The 24,126-nt window shown below is 56.0% G+C and carries 17 protein-coding genes and 1 pseudogene; 10 read left to right on the top strand and 8 right to left on the bottom strand.

Annotated elements, in window-relative coordinates; genetic code table 11:
* Nucleotides 1-2: 2 nt before the first annotated feature.
* From glgC to glgP, 3 genes are read left to right on the top strand one after another with little or no spacing between them, the layout of a single operon-like run.
* Nucleotides 3-1,298 (top strand): glucose-1-phosphate adenylyltransferase, encoded by a 1,296-nt coding sequence (gene glgC, locus HV340_RS21465; protein WP_020884559.1) that lies wholly within the window; start codon nucleotides 3-5, stop codon nucleotides 1,296-1,298.
* Nucleotides 1,298-2,731, top strand: a complete 1,434-nt coding sequence (gene glgA, locus HV340_RS21460; protein ID WP_014171982.1) for a glycogen synthase GlgA — start codon at nucleotides 1,298-1,300, stop codon at nucleotides 2,729-2,731. The genes glgC and glgA overlap by 1 nt, the downstream gene beginning before the upstream one ends.
* Nucleotides 2,732-2,749: 18 nt before the next feature.
* Nucleotides 2,750-5,197, top strand: a complete 2,448-nt coding sequence (glgP, locus tag HV340_RS21455) for a glycogen phosphorylase (protein WP_014171981.1) — start codon at nucleotides 2,750-2,752, stop codon at nucleotides 5,195-5,197.
* 88 nt (nucleotides 5,198-5,285) lie between these two features.
* Here the strand turns inward: glgP and glpD are convergent, their stop codons facing one another.
* Nucleotides 5,286-6,794: a glycerol-3-phosphate dehydrogenase gene (glpD, locus tag HV340_RS21450; protein WP_020884561.1), complete on the bottom strand. Its 1,509-nt coding sequence runs from the start codon at nucleotides 6,792-6,794 to the stop codon at nucleotides 5,286-5,288.
* Between the two features lie 252 nt (nucleotides 6,795-7,046).
* Here glpD and glpE point away from each other — a divergent pair, with 252 nt between their 5' ends.
* The 3 genes from glpE to HV340_RS21435 are packed head-to-tail and all read left to right on the top strand — an operon-like array spanning nucleotide 7,047 to nucleotide 9,032.
* Nucleotides 7,047-7,379 carry a thiosulfate sulfurtransferase GlpE gene (glpE, locus tag HV340_RS21445; protein ID WP_020884562.1) on the top strand — a complete coding sequence of 111 codons (333 nt, stop codon included), beginning with the start codon at nucleotides 7,047-7,049 and terminating at the stop codon, nucleotides 7,377-7,379.
* Nucleotides 7,380-7,426: 47 nt separating this feature from the next.
* On the top strand, nucleotides 7,427-8,257 hold the full coding sequence (gene glpG, locus HV340_RS21440) for a rhomboid family intramembrane serine protease GlpG (protein ID WP_032679123.1): 831 nt from the start codon (nucleotides 7,427-7,429) through the stop codon (nucleotides 8,255-8,257).
* Nucleotides 8,258-8,273: 16 nt separating this feature from the next.
* Nucleotides 8,274-9,032 carry a DeoR/GlpR family transcriptional regulator gene (locus HV340_RS21435; RefSeq protein WP_008503060.1) on the top strand — a complete coding sequence of 253 codons (759 nt, stop codon included), beginning with the start codon at nucleotides 8,274-8,276 and terminating at the stop codon, nucleotides 9,030-9,032.
* A gap of 83 nt (nucleotides 9,033-9,115) precedes the next feature.
* On the opposite strand, the gene malT is transcribed toward HV340_RS21435, so the two are convergent.
* Complete coding sequence (malT, locus tag HV340_RS21430) at nucleotides 9,116-11,821, bottom strand: HTH-type transcriptional regulator MalT (protein ID WP_020884564.1); 2,706 nt, start codon at nucleotides 11,819-11,821, stop codon at nucleotides 9,116-9,118.
* 585 nt (nucleotides 11,822-12,406) lie between these two features.
* On the opposite strand from malT, the gene malP reads away from it, so the two are divergent.
* Together malP and malQ are read left to right on the top strand one after the other, a co-directional pair.
* Nucleotides 12,407-14,800: a maltodextrin phosphorylase gene (gene malP / locus HV340_RS21425; protein WP_063925811.1), complete on the top strand. Its 2,394-nt coding sequence runs from the start codon at nucleotides 12,407-12,409 to the stop codon at nucleotides 14,798-14,800.
* A gap of 9 nt (nucleotides 14,801-14,809) precedes the next feature.
* Nucleotides 14,810-16,891 (top strand): 4-alpha-glucanotransferase, encoded by a 2,082-nt coding sequence (gene malQ, locus HV340_RS21420; protein WP_059305704.1) that lies wholly within the window; start codon nucleotides 14,810-14,812, stop codon nucleotides 16,889-16,891.
* A gap of 52 nt (nucleotides 16,892-16,943) precedes the next feature.
* On the opposite strand, the pseudogene gntT reads toward malQ, so the two are convergent.
* The 3 genes and pseudogenes from gntT to gntX form a co-directional block, all read right to left on the bottom strand.
* Nucleotides 16,944-18,262: pseudogene (gntT, locus tag HV340_RS21415) on the bottom strand (gluconate transporter).
* A 307-nt stretch (nucleotides 18,263-18,569) separates the two neighbouring features.
* Nucleotides 18,570-19,145 carry a Fe-S biogenesis protein NfuA gene (nfuA, locus tag HV340_RS21410; protein ID WP_003861601.1) on the bottom strand — a complete coding sequence of 192 codons (576 nt, stop codon included), beginning with the start codon at nucleotides 19,143-19,145 and terminating at the stop codon, nucleotides 18,570-18,572.
* A gap of 61 nt (nucleotides 19,146-19,206) precedes the next feature.
* On the bottom strand, nucleotides 19,207-19,890 hold the full coding sequence (gene gntX / locus HV340_RS21405; protein WP_020884567.1) for a DNA utilization protein GntX: 684 nt from the start codon (nucleotides 19,888-19,890) through the stop codon (nucleotides 19,207-19,209).
* Nucleotides 19,891-19,926: 36 nt separating this feature from the next.
* Between gntX and bioH the strand changes: the two genes are divergently transcribed.
* Nucleotides 19,927-20,700, top strand: coding sequence for a pimeloyl-ACP methyl ester esterase BioH (gene bioH, locus HV340_RS21400; protein ID WP_050737692.1), 774 nt, complete (start codon nucleotides 19,927-19,929; stop codon nucleotides 20,698-20,700).
* 111 nt (nucleotides 20,701-20,811) lie between these two features.
* Nucleotides 20,812-21,081, top strand: a complete 270-nt coding sequence (locus HV340_RS21395; RefSeq protein ID WP_025202855.1) for a YdgH/BhsA/McbA-like domain containing protein — start codon at nucleotides 20,812-20,814, stop codon at nucleotides 21,079-21,081.
* 30 nt (nucleotides 21,082-21,111) lie between these two features.
* Here the strand turns inward: HV340_RS21395 and feoC are convergent, their stop codons facing one another.
* From feoC to feoA, 3 genes are read right to left on the bottom strand one after another with little or no spacing between them, the layout of a single operon-like run.
* A complete protein-coding gene (gene feoC, locus HV340_RS21390) occupies nucleotides 21,112-21,351 on the bottom strand; it encodes a [Fe-S]-dependent transcriptional repressor FeoC (RefSeq protein ID WP_014171968.1) in 240 nt (79 codons plus the stop codon).
* Between the two features lie 10 nt (nucleotides 21,352-21,361).
* Nucleotides 21,362-23,680 carry a Fe(2+) transporter permease subunit FeoB gene (feoB, locus tag HV340_RS21385; RefSeq protein WP_059305705.1) on the bottom strand — a complete coding sequence of 773 codons (2,319 nt, stop codon included), beginning with the start codon at nucleotides 23,678-23,680 and terminating at the stop codon, nucleotides 21,362-21,364.
* 30 nt (nucleotides 23,681-23,710) lie between these two features.
* A complete protein-coding gene (gene feoA / locus HV340_RS21380; RefSeq protein ID WP_020884570.1) occupies nucleotides 23,711-23,938 on the bottom strand; it encodes a ferrous iron transporter A in 228 nt (75 codons plus the stop codon).
* Between the last annotated feature and the right edge of the window lie 188 nt (nucleotides 23,939-24,126).

Genomic DNA, 24,126 nt, shown 5'->3' with positions numbered 1-24,126 from the left:
TCATGGTTAGATTAGAGAAGAACGATCCCTTAATGTTGGCACGCCAGCTACCATTAAAAACTGTTGCCCTGATACTCGCAGGCGGGCGTGGTACTCGTCTGAAAGATTTGACCATCAAACGCGCCAAACCTGCCGTCCACTTTGGTGGTAAGTTCCGTATTATCGACTTTGCGCTCTCCAACTGCCTGAACTCAGGCATTCGCCGCATTGGCGTCATTACGCAGTATCAGTCGCATACTCTGGTGCAGCACATCCAGCGCGGCTGGTCATTCTTCAGTGAAGAGATGAATGAGTTTGTCGATCTTCTGCCTGCCCAGCAGCGCGTTCACGGTGAGAACTGGTATCGCGGGACGGCGGATGCGGTGACGCAAAACCTCGACATTATTCGTCGTTATAACGCGGAATACATCGTGATCCTCGCGGGCGATCATATCTACAAGCAAGACTACTCCCATATGCTGATCGACCACGTCGAAAAAGGGGCGCGTTGCACCGTGGCATGCCTGCCCGTGCCTGTTGCTGAGGCGACGGCATTTGGGGTGATGCACGTCGACGCCGACGACAAGATTATCGATTTTGTCGAAAAACCGGCGAACCCACCGACAATGCCAGGGGACGATACCAAATCGCTCGCCAGCATGGGGATCTATGTCTTTGATGCCGATTATCTTTACGCGCTGCTGGAAGAAGACGACAAAGACGAAAACTCCAGCCACGACTTCGGCAAAGATATCATTCCGAAAATTACCAAAGCTGGCATGGCGTATGCACATCCCTTCCCGTTGTCCTGCGTGCAGTCTGATCCGAATGCTGAACCTTACTGGCGCGACGTCGGAACGCTGGAGGCCTACTGGAAGGCAAACCTCGATCTCGCGTCGGTGACGCCTGAACTGGATATGTACGACCAGAACTGGCCAATCCGTACCCACATGGAATCGCTGCCGCCGGCGAAATTCGTTCAGGACCGCTCCGGCAGTCACGGCATGACGCTGAACTCGCTGGTGTCCGGCGGATGCATTATCTCGGGGTCGGTGGTGGTGCAGTCGGTGCTGTTCCCCCGCGTGCGCGTGAACTCATTCTGTAATATCGATTCGGCGGTGCTGCTGCCGGATGTCTGGGTCGGACGCTCATGCCGTCTGCGCCGTTGCGTTATCGACCGTGCCTGCGTCATACCTGAAGGCATGGTGATTGGTGAAAATGCGGAAGAAGACGCGCGTCGTTTCTACCGTTCGGAAGAGGGGATCGTGTTAGTAACACGGGAAATGTTGCGGAAGCTGCAGGTCAAACAGGAGCGATAATGCAGGTTTTACATGTATGTTCTGAGATGTTCCCGTTGTTAAAAACGGGCGGTCTGGCGGATGTTCTTGGCGCATTGCCTGCGGCGCAAATCGCCGGGGGTGTAGATACCCGAGTTCTGTTGCCCGCTTTTCCGGATATCCGGCGTGGTATTCCAGATGCAAAGGTGGTCACTCGTCGTGAAACCTTCGCCGGACGCATCACCCTGCTGTTTGGACATTACAATGGCGTAGGCATTTACCTGATTGATGCGCCGCATTTATACGATCGACCGGGTAGCCCGTATCACGATACGAACCTGTTCGCCTATACCGACAACGTGCTGCGTTTCGCACTGCTCGGCTGGGTCGGTGCTGAAATGGCAACCGGGCTGGATCCGTTCTGGCGCCCGAATGTGGTACACGCTCACGACTGGCACGCCGGGCTTGCACCGGCGTATCTGGCGGCGCGCGGCCACCCGGCGAAATCGGTTTTTACCGTTCACAACCTGGCGTATCAGGGCATGTACTATGCCCATCACATGAATGACATCGATCTGCCATGGTCGTTCTATAACATGCACGGGCTGGAGTTTAACGGGCAGATTTCGTTCCTGAAAGCCGGCATCTACTACGCCGATCACATTACGGCCGTGAGCCCGACCTACGCCCGGGAAATTACCCAGCCGGAGTTTGGTAACGGTCTGGAAGGGCTGCTGCGACAGCGCCATCGTGAGGGCCGCCTGTCGGGGATCCTCAACGGCGTTGATGAGCAGATCTGGAATCCGGAGACCGATCTTCTGCTGGCGGCACGCTATGGCCGCGATTCCGTGGAAGACAAAGCGGAAAACAAACGCCAGCTGCAGATTGCGATGGGGCTGAAGGTGAACGATAAAGTGCCGCTGTTCGCCGTCGTCAGCCGTCTGACCAGCCAGAAAGGGCTGGATTTAGTGCTGGAGGCGCTGCCGGGCTTACTGGAGCAGGGTGGGCAACTGGCGCTGCTCGGTGCCGGCGACCCGGTGCTGCAGGAAGGTTTCCTTGCGGCAGCGGCGGAACACCCCGGGCAGGTAGGGGTGCAGATTGGCTATCACGAAGCGTTTTCGCACCGGATTATGGGCGGTGCTGACGTCATTCTGGTGCCGAGTCGTTTCGAACCGTGTGGCCTGACGCAGCTCTATGGCCTGAAATACGGCACGCTGCCGCTGGTACGTCGTACTGGCGGGCTGGCGGATACCGTATCGGACAGTTCTCTGGAAAACCTTGCGGACGGTATCGCCAGTGGGTTTGTCTTTGAGGACAGTAATGCCTGGTCGCTGCTGCGGGCGATTCGGCGTGCTTTCGTCTTGTGGTCCCGTCCATCTCTGTGGCGTTACGTTCAGCGTCAGGCGATGTCTCTGGACTTTGGCTGGCACGTTGCGGCGCAGTCATACCGCGACCTTTATCAACGCTTGATGTAACGAGGCGAAGTTACTGATATGAATGCTCCTTTTAGCTATTCTTCACCCACGCTCAGCGTTGAGGCGTTAAAGCACTCTATCGCCTATAAGCTGATGTTTACCATCGGGAAAGACCCGGTCATCGCCAACAAACACGAGTGGCTGAACGCCACGCTGTTTGCCGTGCGTGACCGCTTAGTGGAACGCTGGCTGCGCTCTAACCGCGCCCAGCTCTCGCAGGAAACGCGGCAGGTTTATTACCTGTCGATGGAATTTTTGATTGGCCGCACGCTGTCCAATGCGTTGTTGTCGCTCGGTATCTACGACGACGTCAAAACCGCACTGGAAGAGATGGGGTTAGATTTAGAAGAGCTCATTGACGAAGAGAACGACCCGGGCCTCGGTAACGGCGGCCTGGGGCGCCTGGCCGCCTGTTTCCTGGACTCGCTGGCGACGCTGGCCCTGCCGGGCCGCGGCTACGGGATTCGCTACGACTACGGCATGTTCAAACAGAACATTGTGGAAGGCCGACAGAAAGAGTCTCCGGACTACTGGCTTGAGTACGGCAACCCGTGGGAATTCAAACGACACAATACGCGCTACAAAGTGCGCTTTGGTGGCCGTATTCAGCAGGAGGGAAAAAAATCCCGCTGGGTTGAGACGGAAGAGATCCTGGCCGTGGCCTATGACCAGATTATCCCCGGCTACGACACCGATGCCACCAATACCCTGCGCCTGTGGAGCGCCCAGGCCAGTAGCGAAATCAACCTCGGTAAATTCAACCAGGGCGACTATTTTGCGGCGGTGGAAGATAAAAACCACTCTGAAAACGTCTCCCGCGTACTTTATCCGGACGACTCGACCTATTCCGGACGCGAACTGCGTTTGCGTCAGGAGTATTTCCTTGTGTCCGCGACGATTCAGGACATCCTGAGCCGTCACTATCAGCTGCACAAAACCTACAGTAACCTGGCGGAAAAAACCGCGATTCACCTCAACGATACCCACCCGGTGCTTTCGATCCCCGAGCTTATGCGTTTGCTGATCGACGAGCACAAGTTCAGCTGGGATGATGCGTTTGAAGTGACCTGCCAGGTCTTCTCGTACACCAACCACACCCTGATGAGCGAAGCGCTGGAAACCTGGCCGGTCGACATGCTCGGTAAAATTTTGCCGCGCCATCTGCAGATTATCTTTGAGATTAACGACTACTTCCTGAAGACGCTGCAGGAGCAGTATCCGAACGATACTGGCCTGCTGAGCCGGGCCTCAATCATTGATGAATCCAACGGTCGCCGCGTGCGTATGGCCTGGCTGGCGGTGGTGATCAGCCACAAGGTGAACGGGGTTTCCGGACTGCACTCGAACCTGATGGTGCAGTCGCTGTTTGCTGATTTCGCGAAGATCTTCCCGACGCGTTTTTGCAACGTGACGAACGGTGTTACCCCGCGTCGCTGGCTGGCGCTGGCTAACCAGCCGCTCTCCGACGTCCTGGACGAACATATTGGCCGCACCTGGCGTACCGATTTGAGTCAGCTGGGTGAGCTTGAACAGCACCTGGATTTCCCGGCGGTGAACAAAGCCGTGCGTGAAGCCAAGCTTCTGAACAAGAAGCGGCTGTCGGTGTATCTTGCGCTGCACCTGAACGTAGTGGCCAACCCGAAAGCGTTGTTTGATGTGCAAATCAAGCGTATCCATGAGTACAAGCGACAGCTTATGAACGTGCTGCACGTCATCACGCACTACAATCGCATCAAAGCCGACCCAACGGCCGACTGGGTGCCACGGGTGAAAATCTTTGCCGGTAAGGCGGCGTCGGCATACTACATGGCGAAGCACATTATTCATCTCATCAATGATGTGGCGAAGGTGGTCAACAACGATCCGGATATCGGTGACAAGCTGAAGGTGGTCTTTGTCCCGAACTACAGTGTGAGTCTGGCGCAGTTGATCATTCCGGCGGCGGACCTGTCTGAGCAGATTTCCACGGCCGGTACGGAAGCCTCCGGCACCAGTAATATGAAGTTTGCCCTGAATGGCGCACTGACCATCGGTACGCTGGATGGCGCGAACGTTGAGATGCTGGAACATGTCGGGGCAGAAAATATCTTTATCTTCGGTAACACGACGGAGGAGGTGGAGGCGCTTCGCAGGAAGGGCTACTCGCCGCGCGAGTACTACGAAGAAGATGAAGAGCTGCGCCAGGTGTTGACGCAAATCGCCACCGGCGTGTTTAACCCTGAAGAGCCGAGCCGCTATCGTGATCTGGTCGATTCACTGATTAACTTTGGTGACCACTATCAGGTTCTGGCGGATTACCGCAGCTATGTCGACTGCCAGGACAACGTGGACGAGTTGTACCGTCAGCAGGAGAAGTGGACCAGCGCCGCGATGCATAACATCGCCAATATGGGCTATTTCTCATCAGACCGTACTATCAAAGAATATGCTGAAACTATCTGGCATATCGATCCCGTGCGGTTATAAAAAAAACAGAGCCGGGTGGCGGCTTCGCCTGACCCGGCTTATGCAATCTGCAGGCCCGGGAAGCGTAACGCCACCGGGCTTTTTTACATCACGATGCTAATGACAGCTCACGCTTTCCCGCGTTCTGCGCCAGCCACTGCGCCACGCGCGACTGCTGCTCGGCATCCAGCCACATCCCTTCTTTGGTACGACGCCAGATGGCATCATCCAGGCGGCGCACCCACTCGTTCTCCACCAGATAGCGCAGTTCGGCTTCGTAGAGTTCGTGACCGAAATGTTCACCCAGGTCGGCAAGCGTTTTGGCTTCACCCAGGATCCATTCCGTATTACTGCCGTAGGTACGGGCGTAGTGACGCGCCATCCCTTCGGTGATGAACGGGTAGCGACGGCGCAGTTTCGCGGCATAATCATCGCGGTTATCCCCGATATCGCCGCCAGGCAATACGGCACCTTTAGTCCAGGCCGGGCCAATGCCTTTGTAGTACGGCACCAGTTTTTCCAGTGCGTGTTCGGCCAGCTTACGATAGGTAGTGAGCTTGCCGCCAAAGACCGACAGCAGCGGTGCCTGACCGTCCACGTCATGAATATCCAGCGTATAGTCGCGGGTGATGGCCTGCGGTGAGTCCGATTCGTCATCACACAGCGGACGCACGCCGGAGTAGGTCCAGACCACGTCATCGCGTGCCAGCTGTTTTTTGAAGTGCGCGTTATACACTTTCAGCAGGTAGCTGACTTCACTTTCGTCGATCTCGACATTTTTCGGATCGCCTTTGTACTCCACGTCGGTGGTGCCGATGATGGAGAACTCGTCCATCCACGGGATCACAAACACGATACGTTTATCTTCGTTTTGCAGGATATAGGCCTGCTTCTGGGTATGCACGCGTGGCACGACAATGTGGCTGCCTTTGATCAGGCGGATGCCGTACGGTGAAGGCAGGTGCATTCCCTCATCAAAGAACTGTTTCACCCACGGCCCGGTGGCGTTCACCAGGCCGCGCGCTTTCCAGCTGAACTTCTCGCCGGTATCCACGTCTTCCGCTTCAACAACCCACAGGCCGTTTTCACGACGGGCAGCCGTGGCGCGGGTGCGGGTTTTCACCTCGCCGCCCTTTTTCACCACCATCTGCGCATTGGCAAGGACCAGACGCGCATCGTCTACCCAGCAGTCGGAATATTCGAATCCGCGCACGATTTCAGGTTTAAGGACCGATTCTGAGCCAAAACGCAAACCGGTCGATCCTGGCAGGCTGGTACGTTTGCCCAGATGATCGTACATAAACAGACCGATTCGAATCATCCACGCCGGACGCAGATGCGGGCGGTGGGGCAGGCGAAAGCGCATCGGAATCGCCAGATGCGGGGCCATTTTCAGCAGCACTTCACGTTCGGCCAGGGCTTCGCTGACCAGGCGGAATTCGTAGTGTTCCAGGTAGCGCAGGCCACCGTGGATCAGTTTGGAGCTGGCGGACGAGGTCGCGCAGGCGAGATCGTTAGCTTCCAGCATCAGCACGGATAAACCGCGTCCTGCAGCATCGGCCGCAATCCCGGCACCGTTGATGCCACCGCCTATCACAATCAGATCTTTGGTTTCCATAACACCCTCACGCACTTTCGTTAAAGCTCAGAAATGTTCGATATCGCTCATAATAGCAAAGGAACGCGCTTTTGGTAACATCAAAAAAACAATTTAGAGTGATATGGATAACATAATGGCGTTTACCCGCCGCCAGGACGTACACTACGGGGTAAAATAGTGCCGCTTGATGCCCTCGCCCATCCTTCTCACTTCAGGAGAGAGTGGGGGTGAGAGGAAGCGCACCACACCTGAATATAAGATGAGAGCACCATGGATCAGTTTGAATGTATTAACGTAGAAGAAGCCCATCAGAAAATGCACCAGGGAACGGCTGTGCTGGTGGACATCCGCGATCCACAGAGCTTTGCGATGGGCCACACGCCAGGCGCGTTCCACCTGACCAACGACTCCCTGGGCGCGTTTATGCGCGATAACGACTTCGACACGCCGGTGATGGTCATGTGCTACCACGGCAACAGCAGTAAAGGTGCAGCGCAGTACCTGCTTCAGCAGGGCTACGATGCGGTTTACAGCGTTGATGGCGGTTTCGATGCCTGGCATCGTCATTTCCCGGCAGAAGTTGAATACGCGTTTGAGCGCTGATACCGCTATACTGTCCCCTTTTGTGTGGAAATAAGCGACGGCTGCCCATGTTGATGATCACCTCTTTTACCAACCCGCGCGTCGCCCAGGCGTTTGTCGACTATATGGCGACGCAGGGCGTTATTCTGACCATCCAGCAACATCATCAGACCGATGTGTGGCTGGCCGACGAGAGCCAGGCCGCGAGGGTAAATGAGGAGCTGGCGCGATTCCTTGAGAACCCTGGCGACCCGCGCTATCTGGCCGCAAGCTGGCAATCAGGCCAGACGGGCAGCGGGCTGCACTATCGTCGTTTTCCCTTCTTTGCCACCGTGCGCGAACGCGCGGGTCCGTTTACGCTGCTGCTGATGGCGGCCTGCATTATCGTGTTCATTATGATGAACGTGGTCGGCGACCAGAGCGTCATGATCGCCCTGGCATGGCCCTATGACCCTTCACTGGACGTTGACGTCTGGCGCTATTTTACCCACGCGCTGATGCACTTCTCGGTGATGCATATTCTCTTTAACCTGCTGTGGTGGTGGTACCTTGGCGGAGCCGTCGAGAAGCGTCTTGGCAGCGGGAAGCTGATTGTGATCACCGTCATCAGTGCCCTGTTGAGTGGCTATGTGCAGCACAAATTCAGCGGCCCGTGGTTTGGCGGATTATCAGGTGTTGTGTATGCCCTGATGGGCTATGTCTGGCTCAGAGGTGAGCGCGATCCTGAAAGTGGCATCTATCTGCAACGCGGGTTAATAACCTTTGCGTTAATATGGCTAATTGCCGGATGGTTTGATCTGTTTGGTATGTCTATCGCCAATGGTGCACACGTCACCGGGCTGGCCGTTGGGCTGGCGATGGCGTTTGCCGACACGCTCCATGCGCGAAAACGAACATAATTCTCAGGGATAATTGATGAAACAAACACAACGTCATGACGCCATTATCGAACTGGTTAAAAAACAGGGATATGTCAGCACCGAAGAGCTGGTCGAGCAGTTTGCCGTCAGCCCGCAGACCATTCGTCGTGACCTGAACGACCTTGCCGATCAAAACCGTATTCTGCGCCACCACGGCGGGGCGGCGCTGCCGTCCAGCTCGGTCAACACCTCATGGCATGACCGTAAAGCCACGCAAACGGCGGAAAAAGAGCGCATTGCGCGGAAAGTCGCCAGCCAGATCCCTAACGGGGCGACGCTGTTTATTGATATCGGCACCACGCCGGAAGCGGTCGCCCATGCGCTGCTGGATCATGAAAACCTGCGCGTCGTGACCAATAACCTGAATGTCGCGAATACCCTGATGCAGAAAGACGATTTCCGCATCATTCTTGCGGGCGGCGAGTTGCGCAGCCGCGACGGCGGCATCATCGGTGAAGCGACGCTCGACTTTATCTCTCAGTTCCGTCTCGATTTCGGCATTCTCGGGATCAGCGGTATCGACAGCGATGGCTCCCTGCTGGAGTTTGATTATCATGAAGTCCGCACCAAGCGCGCGATTATTGAGAATTCACGCCACGTTATGCTCGTGGTGGACCACTCCAAGTTTGGCCGTAACGCGATGGTGAATATGGGCAGCATCAGCATGGTTGATGCGGTTTATACCGACGTGATGCCGCCGGCAGGCGTGATGCAGGTGATTAAGGATAATAATCTGCAGCTGGAACTGTGCTGACGTAAAAGCAAAACGGCAACCGAAGGTTGCCGTTTTTAGTTTGTGCAAAACAGGCCGGGTGAAGGCACCCACGCGCACCGGAATTACACGCCGTACCCCATCATCTTTAGAAGCTGCTGTGCATGCTGCACCGCATCCTGACGATGGGCGACGCCCAGCTTCTGATAGAGATTGCGGATATGGGTTTTGATGGTGGTCGCCGCCACCGCCAGTTCACCGGCGATCTGCTCGTTGCTGTAGCCTGAGTAGATCAGCCCCAGCACCTGCCATTCGCGCTGAGTGAGCGGGCTGGTGCGGATCAGTTCCGGTACTTCCGGATGGTTCAGCAGACGTTCAACGAAGTTCTCATCAAAGTGCGCAAACTTATGGCGATGGTGCTGGTTAATCTCGCGCAGAATACGCTGGGCACGATGCTGATCCAGCTCTGGCAGCGTATTGAGTTGAATCAACTGTCGCAGCTGCTGGGCCATCACTTCACCTTCAATGACAAAGTGGCTGATAAACCCGGTGCGGTTCGCCAGCTGCAGCGCTTCCAGCAGGACGCGCTGGGCATCGTTTTTGCGGCCCGCCTGCCAGTAAAGCTGGTTCAGCAGAAGCAGGTTGCGGTTGAGATCGCTCATCAGACGCAGGCTGCGGGCGTTTTCATTAAGCTCTTCCAGCACGATTTCGGCAGGTTCTAATTCACCGAGCAGGATCTGGACGCGGGCAATGTTGCGCCACTGGCTCTGCAGGAAGTGGTTGTTGGCAAATTCCGGTTTAGGGGTCTGACGTAACCAGTTGGCGGCGGATTTTTTGTCGCCGGTCATCTGCCAGTAAATCACCCGCACCTTATCGGCGTTGGACACCCAGTCGCTGTGGTACTGACCGTTACCGAGCAGGTTTTCCAGACGGTTAAGGTGGTTGCGGGCGTTATCAAGATCGCCACGCGCCAGCGAGCACTGAACCAGCAGCGCCAGACACTGCAATTGCTGCTGTGGCTGGAAGCTGGAGAGAACGTCCACACCCTGACGGGCGCAGCTTTCCGCTTCATCCAGACGCGACCATGCCCAAAGGAGCTGTGCACGAATGCGCAGCAGGAACTCGTGCATCGGCAGCTGTTCCAGATGCTGCTCACGAATCAGCTGGAAGGCCTTTTCCTGATTTTCCCAGGCGGCCTGCAGGAACCCCTGCGCAAACAAAATTTCACTTTGCTGGATCAGGCTCCACAGCGCGTAATGCCAGACATCGTGGCGACGGGCCATCTGTTCAGTTTGTTGCATGAGCGAAAGGGAGCGCGTCAGCTCGCCTTTGCAGTGCAGAACTTCACCGTGTACCGAGGTGGCAACAATACGGCTGTAGAAATTGGCCAGCGGCAGTTCATCCAGCGCAACCATCGCCAGGCGCTCTGCCTCTTCCGGGTCACCGTCGTTAATCGCCACCTGCGCCCGCAGGGCGTTGAATTCGCCGTGCAGGGTGGCATCCATATCGCTTTCCATCTCCTGCTCGGCACGTGCCAGCAGGGTATTTACTTCACTGTAGCGATGCTGGCTCTGCATCAGCCAGGCCTGCAGCAGCACCAGGCGCGGATTCTCCAGCAGGCTCTCCCACGGCAGGGCTTTCAGTGACTCTTCAAGCAGCGTCAGCTCGCTGTGGTTAAACAAGCCCCATGCGTGGTTAAGGAGGATATCGCGCAGCATGCCGGCATCACCGGCGGCAAGCGCGTGGTGAATCGCCTCGCTCGGGAAACCTTGCGCCATCCAGCTTTCGGCGGCGGCGCGATGGATTTCCGGCAGTTCCGTCGCAAGCTCCCACTGACAGCGCTGGCGCAGGAAGCTGCCAAACAGTGGGTGATAGCTGAACCACTCGCCGGGATCGTCCATTCGGGTCAGGAACAGGCCCTGGCGTTCAATCTCTTCCAGCTGCAGCTGGCCGTTTTCACAGCCGGTCACGCGCACGATCAGCGCGTCGTTCATGGAACGCAGCAGAGAACTTTTGAGCAGGAAATTTCGGGTCGACGGATCAACGCTATTCAGCACTTCGTCGACGAGATAATCAGAAAGATGGCTCGCGTTAATTCCCGCCAGGCGACGCGCAGACTGGTGCGTCGGGCTGTTATTTTGCCGGGCAGAGAGAGCAATCAGCTGCAGCGCCGTCGCCCAGCCGGCGACATCATCACACAGGCGGCTGCTTTCGGAGGCCTCAATTGGCGAGTTCAGTCGGCAGTCAAAGAACTGTTTGGCTTCCTGATGGGTAAAGGCCAGCTGCTGGCTGCCGACTTCCAGCAGCTGATCGCGCACGCGCAGGTTGGCGATGCCCAGTTGCGGCAGGTTACGCGACAGCACGACCAGGGTCAGGTTTTCCGGCTGATGACGCAGGAAGAAACGCATCGATTCATGGATAACCGGGTTAGTGATGAGATGATAATCATCAATCACCACGTACAGCGGGCGATGCCATTCGGCCAGTTCGATAAACAGCTGTGAGAAAAGAGAAGACAGACTGGCGTACTGGCGCTTTTGCACCATGACCTCACTGGCAACGCAGTGTCCGTTGGTTGCCTGCTGAATGGCGGCAATCAGATAGCTGGCAAAACGCTCTTGCTGGTTATCGCCCTCATCAAGGGAGTACCAGCCAAGGTCGCTCTTACCTGCGGCCCATTGCGAAATGAGCGTTGTTTTTCCATAACCTGCAGGGCTCGTAACCAGCGCCAGTCGGAAATTATGCGCGCCGGAAAGTTTAGCCAGCAGACGCTCGCGGACCACTGTATGGTCAAGACGAACCGGGCGACTTAATTTAGACGGAATCAACATAGTTTTCACTTCACTGTGGGGAACGAGAGAATTTATTTTTTTTGCGCTTCGTAATTAATAGCTATAAGGTCGGCCAGAAAGAGAACTATTGCAAGTTATGTCTGGGTTTTGTGGCTCTGAATTTGCACTCTGTCACAAAACATTCAGGCGAGTACCGGAACTTTTCCAGAATGGCTTTAACACCGCGTCAGCGCTGGCTTGTCCCAGTGTCACACGGTTACGCTGAAACTGGTTTTAGAAAGGTATAGTGACGTCAAATTTAATAAAGTTCGGGTAAAGTTGAGTGAGATTAATAATCCCCTTAGGTAATGCCCCATTGCAGAAATATTATTCTGCGTAAGTAATCATTTCGGCGCGGATTAATTTCATTCGAAACTGTATTTCATTTTTTTGACATTCTCCCCGGTTATCTTTTTTTCTTCCTTGCACACTCACACTATGCTCTCAGAGTGGCCTTGATCACACTTTTATGCTCATCCCCGCTACTCCTCCCTGCCTAATCCCCTGCGGGATGAGGAAGAGGCGAAATGAGCCTGGCACACTAGCGCCAACATGTGTTTTCTCTCTACAGGATGCCAATTCCCTATGTCACAGCCTACCTTTAACAAAGCTCAATTCCAGGCTGCCCTGACGCGTCAGTGGCAGCGTTTTGGCCTTCACGCTGCAAACGCGATGACGCCTCACCAGTGGTGGCAGGCAGTGAGCGGTGCGCTCGCGGAGCAGCTGGATGCTCAACCGTTGGCAAAACCGGCGAAAGACCAGCGCCACGTTAACTACATCTCAATGGAGTTCCTGATTGGCCGTCTGACAGGTAACAACCTGCTGAACCTCGGCTGGTATCAGGAGGTGGGTGATGTGCTGAAAGAGCATGACATTAACCTGACCGACCTGCTGGAAGAAGAGATTGACCCGGCGCTGGGTAACGGTGGTCTGGGACGTCTGGCGGCCTGTTTCCTTGACTCGATGGCCACCGTCGGTCAGTCGGCCATTGGCTACGGTCTGAACTACCAGTACGGCCTGTTCCGTCAGTCGTTTGCTGATGGTCATCAGATGGAAGCGCCGGATGACTGGCACCGCAATACTTACCCCTGGTTCCGCCACAATGCACAGCTTGATGTGCAGGTAGGCATTGGTGGTAAAGTCACGAAGCAGGGGCTGTGGGAGCCTGCGTTTACCCTGACCGGCGAAGCCTGGGATCTGCCGGTGCTGGGCTACCGTAACGGCGTGGCGCAACCGCTGCGTCTGTGGCAGGCAAAGCACGCTCATCCCTTCAACCTGACCAAATTCAACGACGGCGATTTCCTGCGTGCCGAGCAGCAGGGGATCGACGCTGAGAAACTGACCAAAGTCCTTTACCCGAACGACAACCATCTGGCGGGCAAGAAACTGCGTCTGATGCAGCAGTACTTCCAGTGTGCCTGTTCCATTGCGGATATTCTGCGTCGTCATCACCTGGCGGGCCGCAAGCTGGCGCAGCTGCCGGACTTCGAAGTGATCCAGCTTAACGATACGCACCCGACGATTGCGATTCCTGAACTGCTGCGCGTGCTGATTGACGAGCACCAGCTGAGCTGGGATGACGCGTGGGCGATCACCAGCCGTACGTTTGCCTATACCAACCACACCCTGATGCCTGAAGCGCTGGAGTGCTGGGATGAGAAGCTGGTGAAAGCCCTGCTGCCACGTCATATGCAGATCATCAACAAGATTAACGACGCGTTTAAAAAGCAAGTGGATAAAACCTGGCCGGGCGACAAAGCGGTGTGGGCGAAGCTGGCTGTGGTACATGACAAACAGGTGCGCATGGCGAACATGTGCGTGGTGAGCGGTTTTGCGGTGAACGGTGTGGCGGCGCTGCACTCGGATCTGGTGGTGAAAGACCTGTTCCCGGAATATCACCAGCTGTGGCCGACCAAATTCCATAACGTGACCAACGGCATCACGCCGCGTCGCTGGATTAAGCAGTGCAACCCGCTGCTGGCCGGCCTGCTGGACAAAACCCTGAAGAAAGAGTGGGCCAACGATCTGGACCAGCTTATCAATCTGGAAAAGTATGCCGACGACGCTGCATTCCGCGAGCAGTACCGCGCCATTAAGCTCGAAAACAAAGTGCGTCTGGCGCATTTTGTCAAAGCGCGTACCGGCATTGAGATCAACCCGAACGCCATTTTCGATATTCAGATCAAACGTCTGCATGAGTACAAACGCCAGCACCTGAACCTGCTGCACATTCTGGCGCTGTATAAAGAGATCCGCGAGAACCCGCAGGCTGACCGCGTACCGCGCGTGTTCCTGTTTGGGGCGAAAGCCGCACCGGGCTACTACCTGGCGAAAAACATTATCCTCGCCATTAATAAAGTGGCCGCGGCCATCAATAACGATCCGAAAGTGGGTGACAAGCTGAAGGTGGTGTTCCTGCCGGACTACTGCGTCTCTGCAGCTGAGATGCTGATCCCGGCGGCGGATATCTCCGAGCAGATCTCCACGGCAGGGAAAGAAGCTTCCGGTACCGGCAACATGAAGCTGGCGCTGAACGGTGCGCTGACCGTCGGTACGCTCGACGGCGCGAACGTCGAGATCGCCGAAAAGGTGGGGGAAGAGAACATCTTTATCTTCGGCCATACCGTCGAAGAAGTGAAAGCCCTCAAAGCCAAAGGTTACGACCCGGTGAAATGGCGTAAGAAAGACAAAGTTCTTGATGCGGTTTTGAAAGAGCTGGAAAGCGGTAAGTACAGCGATGGCGATAAACATGCCTTTGACCAGATGCTGCACAGCATGGACAAACACGGCGGTGACCCGTATCTGGTCATGGCGGACTTTACGGCCTATGTGGACGCGCAAAAACAGGTCGATGTGCTGTATCGCGACCAGGAAGCGTGGACCCGGGCGTGCATTCTGAACACCGCCCGTTGCGGGATGTTCAGTTCTGACCGCTCAATCCGTGATTATCAGGCTCGTATCTGGCAGGCAAAACGCTAAGGAAGCGCGATGGAGAGTAAACGTCTGGACAGTGCCGCGCAGGCGGCGGGGATCAGCCTCAGTTACATTAATGCTCACGGCAAACCACAGTCTATTGGCGCCGACACCAAAAGACGTTTGCTGGATGCCATGCACAAGACCGACGCGAAAGCGTCGGTTGCTCCGGTGCCGAACGTGAAGGTGTTTACCGCCGGTAAGAAGATGCCGCTTACGGTAAACGGGCGCGGCGAATTTAGCTGGCTGCTCACGACCGAAGAGGGGCAACAGCACAAAGGCCATGCCACCGGTGGCAAAGCGCTTAACCTTCCGGCAAAACTGCCGGAGGGCTATCACACGTTAACCCTCACGCAGGACGACCAGCGTTTTCATTGTCGGGTGATTGTTGCGCCAAAACGCTGCTATGAGCCGCAGGCGTTGCTCGAGGGTAAAAAGCTGTGGGGGGCCTGCGTGCAGCTCTACACGCTGCGCTCTGACAGCAACTGGGGTATCGGCGATTTTGGCGACCTGAAAAAGATGCTGGCGGATGTGGGCGAGCGCGGCGGTGCGTTTATCGGCCTCAACCCCATTCATGCGCTCTATCCGGCGAACCCGGAAAGTGCCAGTCCGTACAGCCCGTCATCCCGTCGCTGGCTGAACGTGATTTACATTGACGTGAATGCCTTAGACGATTTTAAAAACAGCAGAGAGGCTCAGGCGTGGTGGAACCTCACGACCACTCAGCAGGCGCTGAAGCAGGCGCGCGAGACGGACTGGGTAGACTATGCCACCGTCACCGCACTGAAAATGGCCGCGTTACGTCTGGCGTGGAAAGGTTTTTCGCAGCGTGATGACGAGCAGATGTCGGCTTTCCGCCAGTTTGTAGCTCAGGAAGGCGAGAGCCTTTACTGGCAGGCGGCGTTCGATGCATTGCATGCTTATCAGGTAAAAGAGGACGAAATGCGCTGGGGCTGGCCGGTATGGCCGGAAGCGTATCAATCTGTCGATACGCCCGAAGTGCAGGCGTTCTGCAAAAAATATGCTGACGAGGTGGATTTCTTCCTCTGGCTGCAGTGGCTGGCTTACAGCCAGTTTGCCGCCTGCTGGCAGGTGAGCCAGGGCTATAAAATGCCGATTGGTCTGTACCGCGATCTGGCCGTTGGCGTGGCAGAAGGCGGGGCGGAAACCTGGTGTGACCGCGAGCTTTATTGCCTGAAGGCCTCCGTGGGCGCACCGCCGGATATTCTTGGCCCGCTCGGCCAGAACTGGGGCTTGCCGCCGATGGATCCGCACGTCATGGCTGCGCGGGCTTACGAGCCGTTTATCGACCTGCTGCGCGCCAACATGCAAAACTGCGGCGCGCTGCGAATTGACCACGTGATGTCCGTCCTGCGTCTGTGGTGGATCCCTTATGGTGAAACGGCTGACCACGGCGCGTATGTACAGTATCCGGTTGACGATCTGCTCTCGATCCTGGCGCTGGAGAGTAAACGTCATCAGTGCATGGTGATCGGCGAAGATCTCGGTACCGTGCCGGTTGAGATTGTCAGTAAGCTCCGCGACAGCGGTGTTTACTCCTATAAAGTGCTCTATTTTGAAAACGACCATGAGAAAACCTTCCGCGCGCCGAAAGCGTACCCTGAACAGTCAATGGCAGTCGCGACGACGCATGACCTTCCTACGCTTCGTGGCTATTGGGAAAGCGGCGATCTGACGCTCGGTAAAACGCTGGGTCTGTATCCGGATGAAGAGGTCTTACGCGGGCTGTATCAGGATCGCGAGCTGGCGAAGCAAGGGTTGCTTGATGCGTTACACAAGCATGGCTGCCTGCCGAAACGCGCCGGGCATAAGGCATCACTGATGTCGATGACGCCTACGCTCAACCGCGGATTGCAGCGCTATATTGCCGACAGCAACAGTGCCCTGCTGGGTCTGCAGCCGGAAGACTGGATTGATATGGCGGAGCCGGTAAACATTCCGGGCACCAGCTATCAGTACAAGAACTGGCGTCGCAAATTGTCCATCACGCTTGAGAAGATGTTTGCCGATGACGGGGTGAACAGACTGATTAAGGATTTGGATAAGCGCAGAAAAGCGGTGGGTAAAACGCGGTAGTCTCGCAGAGAGAAGAAAGCCGGGTAAGCGCAAGCTACCCGGCTTTTTGATATCAGATAACCATGTTCAACAGCAGAACCCCGACCAGACCACACACCGAAATAATGGTTTCCAGTGCAGACCAGGACTTGATGGTTTCACCGATAGTCAGGTTGAAATATTCCTTGAACAGCCAGAAGCCCGGATCGTTCACGTGAGAGAAAATCACGCTACCGGAACCTACCGCGATAACCATCAGCTCAGGGCTCACGCCCGTCGTCGCAATCAGCGGCGCAACGATACCACCGGCGGTGATTGCCGCAACGGTTGCAGAGCCGAGCGCGATACGCAGCACCGCAGCGATAGACCACGCCATCAGCAGCGGTGACACATTGGTTTCATGCATCATGGCCGCGATGTATTTATCCACGCCGCTGTCGACCAGCACCTGCTTGAACGCACCGCCACCACCGATAATCAGCAGCATCATGGCAATGATTTTGATGGAAGAGGTCAGCGTGTCGTTAATCTGATCCATCGAACGACCACGGTTCAGGCCGAAGGTGAACATCGCAATCAGCACCGCAATCAGCGTCGCCATCACCGGGTCGCCCAGGAACTCGGCAACGGACAGGAACGGGTGGCCTTTTGGCAGGATCATTTCCGCCACGGCACGCATCGCCATCAGGATGACCGGCACCAGAGAGGTCCAGACGCTGACGCCAAAACCAGGCATCTCTTCTTCCGTGAAGGTTTTCGCGCTGTACAGACCTTCCGGGATAGGCTTATCAATCCCTTTCAGGAAGCGGGCATAAACCGGGCCGGCCAGGATCACCGTCGGGATTGCCAGAATCGTACCGAACAGCAGGGTTTTACCCATATCGGCATGGAAGATGGTGGCGATCGCGGTTGGACCCGGGTGTGGTGGCAGGAAACCGTGCGTAACGGACAGCGCGGCGGCCATCGGTACACCGACATACAGCAGTGGAATGTTCGCTGCCGCTGCGATGGTGAACACCAGTGGCAGCATCAGCACGAAGCCCACTTCATAGAACAGTGCGAAACCGACGGTAAACCCGGTTAACACAACCGCCCACTGAATATTCTTCTTACCAAATTTGGCAATCAGCGTGGTGGCAATACGCTGGGCGCCCCCACAGTCCGCCAGCATTTTGCCGAGCATAGCGCCAAAGCCCATGATCAGTGCCAGGCTACCAAGCGTGCCCCGCCGACACCGGCTTTAATGGAGCTGATGACTTTCACCAGCGGCATCCCTTGCATCAGACCGACTGCAAGTGCCACCAGAACCAGAGCGATAAACCCGTTCATTTTGAAACGGATCATCAAGAGCAGTAATAACACAACACCGATAGCAACGATGACTAATGGCATGATTGACCTGGCCTTTGAATTGTTATGGGTAACGTCATTGTTTCAACGACAAATTCCGATTGTCCCAACTGGGAACAGAGTGTTAACGGCACTAATACTGTTGCCTTGGAAACTATTAAGTTTAGTCGGCTGTTATGAAGGTGCTTAGTGCCCACGAGAATGATACGGGTAACATGTCGTGGTTGAGAATCACCCTGGGGGGCTAAATTTGAATTATGAGACGCAGGTCAACATATGGGGAGGCAAGGCAGGGAGGGGAAAGCAGGCCCGGTAAGCATAGCGCCACCGGGCAAAAGCAGGCGGGCGCTTAGTAGTAAGAGTGCTCGCCGCGCTGGTGTTCGGTCAGATCGCGCACACCTTTCAGTTCCGGGAATTCGTTCAGCAGCTGCTTCTCGATCCCTTCTTTCAGCGTGACATCAACCATTGAACAACCGTTACAGCCGCCGCCGAATTGCAGGATCGCCAGGCCGTCTTCAGTGATTTCCATCAGGGAAACACGACCGCCGTGGCCCGCCAGCTGTGGGTTGATCTGAGACTGCAGCAGGTACTCGACGCGCTCCATCAGTGGGGCATCGTCAGACACTTTACGCATTTTGGCGTTTGGTGCTTTCAGGGTCAGCTGAGAACCCAGCTGATCGGTGACGAAGTCGATCTCCGCATCTTCAAGATACGGTGCGCTCAGCTCATCAACGTAAGCCGTGAGCTGTTCAAATTTAAGGGCAGTGTCAGTCGCTTCCACTGCGTCCGGAGGACAATAAGAGACACCACATTCTGCATTCGGAGTGCCTGGATTGATCACAAACACGCGGATCTGCGTCCCTTCTTCCTGATTTGCCAGCAGTTTGGCAAAGTGCGCTTGTGCAGAATCGGAAATACGGATCATAGCTTTGGCCTAATAGTTGACTAAATTACCTGGGTATAATCATACGCCCATTGAAGAAGGGCTACAAGGTACGGCACAGACACCATACCTGAACCGACGCGGCGCCGCTTTGCAAAAGCAGTCGGGAAAGTTCAGCAACGGTACTGCCTGTGGTGACGACATCATCCACAATCGCGATATGGAGGCCTTTGACCGGGAATTCAAGACGAAAGGCATTTTTGAGGTTCCTTTTGCGAAGTCGGGCCGTGAGCTGATGCTGGATGGCCGTATTATGGACGCGTTTGAGCGCACGGGCGTCGTACCGGCAACCGAGCCATCGGGCGAGCGGGCGGCAGAGCAGGTCACTTTGGTTATAGCCGCGTCGCCAGTGTCGGCGACGGTATAAAGGCACGTTAACCACCATGTCGATGTTCGGCAGGCCGCGGGTGCGTCGCGCCTGTAAAACGGCCAGCAGTAACAGGCGGGCGAGGGGACGCGCCAGCACACTCTGGCCGGCAAACTTCAGCGCATGAATAAGGCCGCTTAACGGCGCAACATAATCATCCACAGCCACCAGGGCACACCACGGCGGCGCTTTTTTCAGGCAGCGGCCGCAGGGAACGTCTCGCCCGGTGGCATTTAGCCCACACTGCGGACACGTCATCGCCTGCCTTTTCAGCGAGCGGGTGCAAACGGAGCAGACGCCCCATGCGCTGAGGGCAAGCGGCATCCGGCATAGCCAGCACAAGCCAGGCACTGTTAACATGTGCAACCTCCATGTGAAAAAAGAGAACAGTAACTGATGAAGACGCTGTGGTGGCAGACCGTAGGGACGGGAAATTGCCATCTTGTGCTGCTGCACGGATGGGGCCTGAATGCCGAAGTATGGAATTGCATAACCGGGGAACTCGCCTCGCAATTTACCCTGCATCTGGTGGATTTACCGGGCTTTGGCCGCAGCCGCGGCTTTGGGGCAATGTCGGTTGAGGAGATGGCGCAGCAGGTGCTGGACGCTGCGCCGCAACACGCCATCTGGCTGGGCTGGAGCCTGGGCGGGCTGGTGGCGAGCCAGATTGCGTTGACCCATCCCGAGCGCGTGCGTGCGCTGGTCACGGTAGCCTCGTCACCGTGCTTCAGTGCAAAGCACGACTGGCCGGGCATAAAACCGGATGTGCTGGCCGGGTTCCAGAAACAGTTGAGCGAAGACTTCCAGCGGACCGTTGAGCGTTTCCTGGCCCTGCAGACAATGGGAACCGACACCGCGCGTCAGGATGCCAGAGCGCTGAAGCAGACCGTGCTTTCCCTGCCGATGCCGGACGTTGAGGTGCTTAACGGGGGGCTTGAGATCCTCAAAACCGTCGATTTGCGTGAGCCGCTGGCCGCGCTGGCGATGCCGCACCTGCGTATCTACGGCTACCTCGACGGGCTGGTGCCGCGCAAAGTGGTTCCAGTGCTGGATTCACTCTGGCCACAAAGTGAGTCTCTGGTGATAAATAAAGCCGCGCATGCGCCGTTTATCTCTCATCCGGCGGAGTTTTGTTCAGCGCTCGTTGCGTTAAGTCAACGTTTAGACTGATTATTTTCTATCCAGCCTGGAAAAAGTTTCACACCGCAACCATACTCCAGATGTCGTTGCGGTTGTTCTGCCTACGATAATCAAAACAACAATCCTATGGAGAGTCAGGCTATGAAACTTGTTACAGGTATCGTCACTTCTCTGGTTATTGGGTCACTTTCATTTGGCGCCTTTGCGGCACAAGAGCTGGAAAAAGATAAAGTTGCCGGGATGAATCTGACCAAAGTTGGTGAGATTTCTACGTCTGACACGACCGCGCCGATGGACGCCAAAAAAGAGCTGTCTAAGAAAGCGGATGAGCTGGGTGGGAAGTACTACGTCGTCACCAGTGCAGAAAAACAGACCAAAAACGTGCGCGCAACGGCGGACGTCTATAAGTAATACGATAATGCCGGGCAGCGATGCCCGGCTTTATGCGCGCAGTGCCCACCACTCTCTGAGGCAGGCTTTTCCTTCCGGGCAGCTTTTACAACTGCCGGACAGGCAGCCCTCCGCCTCTTCCTGAATACGCACCGCTTTTCCCATGGCTTCCAGTCTTTCCAGCATGGCATCGATCATCGGCTGCGGCGTATGCAGGGTGAGGCTTAGCTGTTTCGCCTCCATTCGCCCTTGTAACGCCAGCAGGTCACGTACCTGAATCAACGATGCCATGGCTTACCCCTTAGTGACAGTCGCCCGCCGGGCTGTTGCAGCAGGTGGCAGCCGTTTTGCGGTTTGCCAGCAGGTTGATATCAACCCGGCTGCGTGCCCGGCGTAGCAGGCCGAGAACGAGCACGTTAAACAGCACAACCGCCAGGATGCACACCAGGCTATACCGCGGATGCTGGCTAAAGTTAACGGTCTGATAAAAGAGCGTCGCCAGAGAGTACGCGATGTTGAGCCCCCACAGAATGGAGAAGCCCATCCAGCCACGGCTGGACTCGCGGGCAATCGCACCCATGACGGAGATGCACGGAATATAGAGCAGAACAAAGATGAGGTAGCTGTAGGCCGCAGAGGCGCTGCCAAATTTCTCGCTCATCACGCCCATGGCACCCGTTGCCATTTCGCCGTCACCTTTACTGGCCTCAATAGGGTTCGCCAGCACACTCAGGCTAAAGGTGTCTTTCAGGCTCTGCCATGTCTCTTCGACGGCGCCCAGCAGTTCGTTACCGAGATGAAACTCTGCCGGATTGAACGCTTGCTCCTGGATGTTCTCCGCGGTGTAGAGCGTATTCAGGGTCCCGACGACCACCTCTTTCGCCATCGCACCGGTGAACAGACCGACGGTCGCCTGCCAGTTATCGTCATGGACGCCGATCGGTTTGAAGACCGGGGTTATGACGCGGCTGACGGAGGCGAGGGCGGAGTCGTTGATGTTATCCGCAGCCTGTCCGCTCAGGGTGAAGCTGTTCAGCGCGCTCAGGAAAATACTCACGATAACAATCACTTTACCGGCACGCAGGACGAAGCCTTTCAGGCGCTGCCAGGTCTGGATCACCAGGCTTTTAAGATGGGGGACGTGGTAGACCGGCAGTTCCATAACGAACGGCGACGCTTCGCCGCGCATGATGGTGTGTTTCAGCATCAGCCCCGTGAGAATGGCCATGACGATACCCAGCACGTACAGCGAGAAGACCGCCAGCGCCCCCTGCTGCCCAAAGAAGGCCGCGGCAAAGACCGCGAAGATAGCCAGTCGCGCACCGCAGGACATAAACGGTGCCATCATGATGGTCATCAGACGTTCACGCGGCGCATCCAGCGTACGGGCACCCATAACCGAGGGCACGTTACAGCCGAAGCCCACGATCAGCGGCACGAAGGATTTGCCCGGCAGACCGAGCGCCTGCATCAGGCGATCCATGACGAAGGCGGCGCGCGCCATGTAACCGGAATCCTCAAGGAAGGAGAGGAACAGATACATCATGCCGATTTGCGGCACCAGAGGCAGTACGGTGTTGATACCACCGCCAATCCCCTGGGCAAGGAAGATGGTCAGCCATTCCGGGAAATGCAGGGTGTAACCCACCCACTGAATGCCATGAACAAAGATAGCAACGGAACCGGCATCGAAAATCGGCTGGAGTGCGCCACCAATGTTAATGGCGAGCAAGAACATCAGGTACATCACCAGCAAGAAGACCGGCAAACCGAGGAAGCGGTTAAGCACAACCTTATCTACGGCCGCGGTGAAGCGGCTCGGTTCCGCCGTCAGGGCGTTACTGACCACGTCGCAAATCGCGGCGATGGCCTGATAGCGAGCATCAGCGATATGCAGGGCCGGATCATCCAGCTCGTCGCTCAGACGGGCGAGGACCACGTCCAGTTTATCTGCCGCATGACCAGCATAGGCGCGGCTGTAGATATCCCCTTCCAGCATTTGCAGGCCGAGCCACAGGCGCTGTTTCGCGGGCATGCTTTGGTCCATCTCTTGTGCCAGCAGATCCGCTTCGCGCAGAAGTGGCTGGGCGTAGTGCACCAGCTCAACGTTACGATTTCCCGCGTGGCGATCGATAGCCAGTTTCAGGGCATCAATACCGCGGGCGCGCGTCGACACCAGCGGAACGACCGGGCACCCCAGCCGTGCGGAGAGGGCATCGACGTCGATACGCAGTTTCTGTTTCTCTGCAATGTCGAGCATGTTGAGCGCCACGATGCAGGGAATGCCCAGCTCCAGCAGCTGCAGCGTCAGGTAGAGGTTACGCTCAAGGTTTGAGGCATCAACCACGTTGATGAGCAGATCCGCGTCGCCGCTAAGAATATAGTGGCAGGCAATCTGCTCATCGAGCGAAGTTTGCGAGGAGATCGTGGTTAAGGAGTACGTGCCGGGCAGGTCAACCAGCGTGACCTGGTGATCTGTTGTTGAGAACAGGCCTTCTTTACGTTCAACCGTTACGCCAGCCCAGTTACCGACGCGCTGGCGCGCACCCGTGAGCTGGTTAAATAGCGTTGTCTTGCCGGAATTAGGATTGCCAATTAAGCCAATAGTTAATTTTTTCATTTTTCTGGACTCACTGAAACCGCTGGCTTGTTATCGGGATAAGGCTTCGACTTCTATTAATGCGAGATCTTTTTTACGCAATACCAGATTTACGCGTCGGGTTTCGATATGCACCGGATCACCTAACGGGGCGACGCGCACGACCTGAAATGACGAGCCGGGCAGCATGCCCAGCGACAGCAGCTTTTGTCGATAGGCCGGGCTAATTTCGTGGGTAAAACCGGTAATTTTCCATGCACTGTCTGGAGTGAATTGCATAATGCCTGATTCCACGAGAGGTTAAAATATCTACTATGGGATGATAATGAGAATAGTTTTTATCAGCAATAATAAAACTGTGACGGAATGTTGTTTGCGGTATTAATTTACGGCCTGTTTGACCTTGCTCAATATTTACTGATTCTGCGGCAGGGAGAGGAAAGACTTATTTGTTAATAGTGTGATCA

The organism is Enterobacter sp. RHBSTW-00975 (genome assembly GCF_013615235.1).
Lineage (GTDB): Bacteria > Pseudomonadota > Gammaproteobacteria > Enterobacterales > Enterobacteriaceae > Enterobacter > Enterobacter ludwigii.
This window is presented reverse-complemented; position numbering and strand designations above follow the sequence as displayed.